This window comes from Desulfobacula sp. (genome assembly GCF_021107415.1).
The window spans coordinates 1-6,028 of record NZ_JAIOSW010000358.1; the positions used below are offsets into that span (position 1 = coordinate 1).

At 43.0% G+C, this 6,028-nt stretch carries 7 protein-coding genes; all 7 read right to left on the reverse strand.

What is annotated here, in order from left to right; translation table 11 throughout:
* The coding region (locus tag K8S13_RS18020) for a 2Fe-2S iron-sulfur cluster-binding protein (RefSeq protein ID WP_291464681.1) at window positions 1-524 on the reverse strand (524 nt) is incomplete at its 3' end.
* Window positions 521-781, reverse strand: a complete 261-nt coding sequence (locus tag K8S13_RS18025) for a sarcosine oxidase subunit delta (RefSeq protein WP_291464683.1) — start codon at window positions 779-781, stop codon at window positions 521-523. The genes K8S13_RS18025 and K8S13_RS18020, both read right to left, overlap by 4 nt.
* A 12-nt stretch (window positions 782-793) precedes the next feature.
* Window positions 794-2,005 carry an FAD-binding oxidoreductase gene (locus K8S13_RS18030; RefSeq protein WP_291464685.1) on the reverse strand — a complete coding sequence of 404 codons (1,212 nt, stop codon included), beginning with the start codon at window positions 2,003-2,005 and terminating at the stop codon, window positions 794-796.
* Window positions 2,006-2,105: 100 nt separating this feature from the next.
* Window positions 2,106-3,107, reverse strand: a complete 1,002-nt coding sequence (locus K8S13_RS18035) for an ABC transporter ATP-binding protein (RefSeq protein ID WP_291464687.1) — start codon at window positions 3,105-3,107, stop codon at window positions 2,106-2,108.
* A complete protein-coding gene (locus tag K8S13_RS18040; protein ID WP_291464689.1) occupies window positions 3,092-4,114 on the reverse strand; it encodes an ABC transporter ATP-binding protein in 1,023 nt (340 codons plus the stop codon). Before K8S13_RS18040 ends, K8S13_RS18035 begins: the two co-directional genes overlap by 16 nt.
* Window positions 4,111-5,034: an ABC transporter permease gene (locus K8S13_RS18045; protein WP_291464690.1), complete on the reverse strand. Its 924-nt coding sequence runs from the start codon at window positions 5,032-5,034 to the stop codon at window positions 4,111-4,113. The genes K8S13_RS18040 and K8S13_RS18045 overlap by 4 nt, the downstream gene beginning before the upstream one ends.
* Window positions 5,035-5,046: 12 nt before the next feature.
* Window positions 5,047-6,028, reverse strand: a 982-nt coding sequence (locus tag K8S13_RS18050) for an ABC transporter permease (RefSeq protein WP_291464692.1), incomplete at its 5' end; no start/stop codon positions are given.

A 6,028-nucleotide genomic window follows, 5' to 3' on the forward strand; every position in this document is an offset into this window, starting at 1 on the left:
GGGCCACCGCCGATGACACAAACATCAGCCTGGGGATAGAGTTCACTGGAATTATTTTTGTTCCAGGTTTGCTTTGTATCAAGAACACCTGTCCCAGCCATTTTCCGAATAAATTTGCTGGCTATGGACCAGAGAAAAGCAGGTTTATGAAGCCGTCTGTAGTAAAATCCCGCAGGCATGAATCCATCAAAATAATTTAGAAATGCAAATCTGTCATTCTCAACAGACCCCCAGTAATTTTGGGCCGTGACCCTAGCACCCTCACTTAAGGGTGTTGTTTCCGACCGGGCATTGCACTCGCCGTTTATATTAACCAGGGTATTGGCACTTTCACCATCCATGCTGTACAATCCCCTGGGACGATGATATTTAAGGCTGCGGCTGAAAATTTTTACCCCATTGGCAAAGAGAGCGCTTGCCACGCTGTCCCCTTCAAACCCTGTAAAAGACTGACCTTCCCAGGAAAAAGAAATTGGCTTTGCCCTGTTTATTTTTTGTGTTGCAGATTGTATAAGGCGCATCATATTGCCACCCCCTTTTCATCAACTTCTCTTCCTGTCAGTGTATTTCTATAAGTAGTAAACCAGGAACCACACCCATAGGCATGACACCACCATTCTTTCTGGGGCCCTGCCTGTGTTGTATGCATAATGGCTTCTTTGACATATTCAATTTGAGTGAGTTTGTCCTGATCTGAAATCTGGTCTTTCTCCTCATTTCCAAACCTGAATTCTCCTAAATCCCTTTTTCCGCATACAGGGCAGGTTATTGTATAAGACATTTTTGATTCTCCTTAATTGTTCGGCCCGTAAGCATATGCATATGGATTCTCTCCATTAGACAAAAAGTTTTCAAATCGCTTTAAACTAAAATTTTCCAGAACAGATGGTTTTGACCCATTGGCCATGTACTGGGCAATATATTTGCCTGCTACAGGCCCGGCTTTAAACCCAAAGTATCCCCACCCGACATTCATATAAAGACCATTAACAGGATAATTACCATCGATAATGGGTGCAGAATCCGGTGTCATATCAGCAAGGCCAGACCAGTGCCGCATATATTTAATTCCTTTAAAACAGGGCATGATCTCCACAAGGCCTTGGGTGAGATGTTGTAAATATTGAGGTGTTGTATTTGTTGTATAATTAGGCCAGGGGTCCATGTGAGCCCCGGCTGCGATCTCGCCCTTTAATGTCTGGTTTGCATAAACCCAGTATGCCCCTGAAGCCACTATGGTATTCAAAAAAGGCTTTAACGGCTGTGTTACACAGGCCTGGATGGTAAGACTGTGAATGGGAAGGGCGATTCCAAGCTTATGGGCCATCAGGTTACCATATCCACCGGCACAGATCAGTACTTTTGGGGTTTTTATATTACCCTGGTTGGTTTTTACGCCGATAATCTTATTTTTTTCAACCTGGATATCTAAAACTTCAGTTTGCTGGTGGATATGAACGCCGTACGAAGCCGCTCCCTTTGCAAGTCCCCAGGTTACACCGTCATGCCGCAGTATCCCACCGGGTGCATGGTACATGCTCCCTATTATCGGGTGAGTAATATCTTCGGAAAGATTGAGTTCCGGGACCAGTTCCTTGGTCTGCTGCTGGTCTAATATTTCACTTTGCACCCCGCAAAATTGTGCAGTACTCACCGAATTTCGTGCGACTGAAATATCATCTTCAGAATGAAGCAGATCCATGATACCGCAATTATGGAACATCATGTTAAAATCCAGTTCATTCATTAACTCAGGCCACATCTCAAGGCCTTCTTTATAAAAATTGATATTTTTCTGGGTATGTTGATTTGCTCTGACAATAGCGGTATTACGACATGATCCACCGTATCCTACATGTTTGCGTTCTATCACGGCAACATTTGTAATATTGTGATTTTTTGCCAGAAAATAGGCAGTTGCCAGGCCATGAATGCCCCCGCCGATAATCACTGCATCATAGCTTTTATTCATGGGTGATGACTCCCACAGACGTTCTAATTTCATCTCATTCTCCGTTACTAATAAGTTCTGCGTATCATTACTCTGCCAGGTAACCGGGTCTCCGGCTAAGCTGGAAACCTGGTTAATTTAGTTAAGTTCTTTTTTAATTGATCCCGGATGGAATGCTGTCAAGGCGAAGACAGGCTGCATAATGCCCGGAACCTATGTCTAAAAGCTCCGGTTCTTGTCTTGAGCAAATTGATTTTGCATATCTGCAGCGGGTTCTAAAGCGACATCCCGAAGGTGGACTAATCGGGCTTGGAATTTCTCCTTCAAGTATTATTTTGTTCTTATTTGTCTTTCCTACTCTTGGCATTGCAGAAATTAATGCCTGACTGTAAGGATGTGCCAGATTATTAAAAACATGCTCGGTCTTTCCCATTTCAACAATTTTTCCCAGATACATAATGGCAATATCATCGGACATATATTTAACCTGGTTTAAATTGTGAGATATCCACAGATAGGTCAATCCAAGACTTTCCTGAAGGTCCTGCATCAAATTAAGAATGGTTGCAGCCGTGGAAATGTCCAGCCCTGAAGTGGGTTCATCTGCTACAATAAAAGAAGGATCTAAAGCTATTGCACGTGCAAGACCTATCCGCCGGGCCTGCCCGCCGGAAAATTCATTAGGGAATTTGTAAGCAGCTTCAGATGGCAGATTTACTGCTTCCAGAAGTTTACCTACTTTTTCATCTATATCTGTACTGCTATTAACAGCATTATAAGCAATCAATGGTTCTGCAATAATCTGTTTAACAGTCATTCTCGGGTTAAGACAGCCAAACTGATCTTGAAAAATGAGCTGGGCTTTCTGGTGAAAATTGTGCCTTTGTATAGAGTCCATTTTAAAGATATCTTCACCCTCGAATAATATTTCTCCTGACTGAGGGTTTAAAAGACGAAAAATAGTTTGACCAAGGGTGGATTTTCCGCACCCGCTCTCTCCTACAAGCCCGAAAGTATGACCTTTCTTAATTTTCAGGTTCACTCCGTCGACGGCATGAACAACCCTTAAACCTTTGCCAAATAACTTAGACAGCAACCCTTTGCCAAGATAAAAATGCATTTTTAAATCATTAATCTGTATCAGATCCATTTCCATTTCTGCCTCCCCCTGCGCTGATCCAACAGGCAGGCTGACCAGTGATCCGATGAAACCATCTGCAACTCAGGTGTAATGCTGCTGCATTCATCCTCAGCAAACGGGCATCTCGGGTGAAAAGAACATCCTGACGGTAATTGATCCAGTGAAGGAACATAGCCCGGTATTGATAATAGCCTTTTGCCCTTTGTATGACGTCCGGGAAGAGACTCTAAAAGGGCTGAAGAATATGGATGTCTGGGAGAACCCAGCACAATTGAAGTGGGTCCCATTTCAAAAATCCGTCCCGCATACATTATCATGATCTGGTCTGAAATTTGAGACAACACACCAAGATTGTGGCTGATATAAAGAATAGATGTATTGTATTTAGCCTTCAATTTTACCAGCAAATCCAGAATCTGAGCTTCAATTGTCATATCCAGTGCTGTGGTCGGCTCATCTGCAATCAATAATGATGTCTGGGAAGACAAAGCCATGGAAATCATAACCCGCTGTTTCATCCCCCCGGAAAATTCAAAAGGATAATTGTGTATCCTTTCACGGGGATCGGATATACCGGTATCCTCCAATTGTCTGATCGCCATCTCATATAACTGTTTTTTACTGCTTCTCTTTTTGATTTTCTGATTCATCTGTTGAAACCGTAGAAAGTCTGTCATCTGTGTTCCAATTTTAAAAACTGGATTCAAGGCGTTTTGGGGATTTTGAAAAATCATGGATATCTTTTGACCCCGGATATCCTCATCCATTTCACGTTGGGATTTTCTTAACAGATCCTCTCCTTCAAACAAGATTTCCCCCCTGGGTATCTTTGCAATTTGAGGTAAAAGACCAATAACGGACAAACCCATTGTAGATTTTCCACATCCACTTTCTCCGGCTACTCCAATAACCTGGCCTTTTTTAAGGCTAAAACTGACCCGGTCCAGCGCCCGCATTTTCCGGCCTGCCAGATGGTAGTCAAGGGTCAATGAATTTACTTCCAATAACGGCTCATTTGTCATTTCTCTCTCTCCTTTGGATCCAGGGTTTTTCTAAATCCGTCACTGAAAAGTGCAAAAGCAATCATGGTGGCAGCAATGGCAAAAGCCGGCCAGAATATCATCCATGGTGATGTCATGATATACTTGTATCCGTTTTGAAGCATGATTCCCCAGGAGGCTGTGGGCGGTTTTACCCCAAGCCCTAAGAATGAGAGTCCTGCTTCATAAATTATCATTGTGGCCATATCCATGCCAAGACAGACAATAATGGGAGTCAGGATATTGGGAATGATATGCTTGAAAATAACTCTTGCTTTACTAAGGCCCAGTGCTTCGGATGCCTTAACAAAGTCGGATTCCTTAACAGATAAGGTCTGCGCTCTTGCAATTCGACCGTAAAATGGAAAAGAGGTCAAAGCCAGGGCTACAATGAGATTAAAGAGTGATGGGCCTAAAACAGCTATAATAGCAAGAGCCAGAATAACCTGGGGAAAAGAGATTACCACATCAAAAATAAGAATGATAAAATAGTCGAATTTGCTGCCTTCCCTGTATCCGGCCAGCACGCCCATAATTACACCGACAAAAGCGGACAGCGTGACAGAACCGAAAGAGACCATGGTAGCGATTCTGCATCCATAAATAATACGGGATAAAATATCGCGGCCAAGATAATCTGTACCCATAAAATGATCCAGGGTGGGACCTGAAAACCGATTAATAATATCCTGTTCATTGGGATCAAATGGCGAGATAAAAGGGGCAAAAACAGCTGTTAAAATCATTCCGATAATAAAAATCATCCCGAAAAGGCCGCCTCTGGTACGGGCTATCCCTTTGATCAAACCCTTAATTCTGTTGATTAAACGGTGTTTGGCAATTATGATTTGTTCCGAATCAACAGAGTGATTTTGTGTTTCTACTGATAAATGGCTACCCATTTCAACTCCTTTTTAATCATACTTGATTCTGGGATCAACAAATGCATAAGAAATATCTGCCAGCAAATTTGCAAAAATAAACATGATAGTGGTAATCAATATACCACCCTGCACCACAGGCAGATCTCTTGCGTAAACCGCATCAACAATTAATTTTCCTAGCCCGGGCCGGTTAAAAATGATTTCCATAAAGACAGCGCCGCCTAAAAGCTTTCCAAACCCAAGACCAATAACCGTGATGGTTGGGATTACAGCATTTTTAAGAGCATAACGATAAAAAACAGTATTAATTGGCGCTGCAAAGGCACGGGCCGTACGGATGTAATCCATGTCGAGAACTTCAAGCATGGATTCTTTTGTCAGGCGGGAAATATACCCTATCCACCCGATGGCCAGGGCCATGGACGGTAAAATTAAGTGAAGGGCGATATCGACGTAATTTCCGTCTTCACCTGCCCCCAGGGAGGGTAGGATGGGAATCTGTATGCAAAATAGTAACATCAGTAAAAGGGCTGCAACAAAATCCGGCATGGCTACGCTTAGTAAAGAGATGGTTGTCACTGCCTCGCCCGTTGCTTTTTTTCGATGAATAGAGGCGTAAGTCCCCAGAAAAATACCGACAAGTGCAGCAAAACCCAGGCTTGATAAGGCCAGGAGCACGGTATGGGGTAAATTTTTAGAAATGAGTGATACTACGGTGTGACCGGACCAGACAGAGGAGCCTAAGTCCCCTTTGGCCACTCCAATGATATAATAAGCCAGGCGGGTATAAACAGGTTTGTCAAGCTGAAGTCTTTCATTCAGTTCTGCAATAAGTGCTGGTGTTGCCCTCGGGCCAAGCATAACAGAAGCAGGGTCTCCGGGAAGAAAATATGTCAGGCTGAATAGAACAATCAATACACCGATCAGAGTCGGTATGGTCCATAGTGTTCTTTTAATTATATACTTTAAGATAGCCAGCCCCTCCTTTAAGCTAATGGAATTGCCTGAAAAA

What these genes read in the sequence shown, in the direction of transcription:
- K8S13_RS18025 (WP_291464683.1), bottom strand. Translation starts at nt 781, where the DNA reads ATGTCTTATACAATAACCTGCCCTGTATGCGGAAAAAGGGATTTAGGA.
- K8S13_RS18030 (WP_291464685.1), bottom strand. Translation starts at nt 2,005, where the DNA reads ATGAAATTAGAACGTCTGTGGGAGTCATCACCCATGAATAAAAGCTAT.
- K8S13_RS18035 (WP_291464687.1), bottom strand. Translation starts at nt 3,107, where the DNA reads ATGGAAATGGATCTGATACAGATTAATGATTTAAAAATGCATTTTTAT.
- K8S13_RS18040 (WP_291464689.1), bottom strand. Translation starts at nt 4,114, where the DNA reads ATGACAAATGAGCCGTTATTGGAAGTAAATTCATTGACCCTTGACTAC.
- K8S13_RS18045 (WP_291464690.1), bottom strand. Translation starts at nt 5,034, where the DNA reads ATGGGTAGCCATTTATCAGTAGAAACACAAAATCACTCTGTTGATTCG.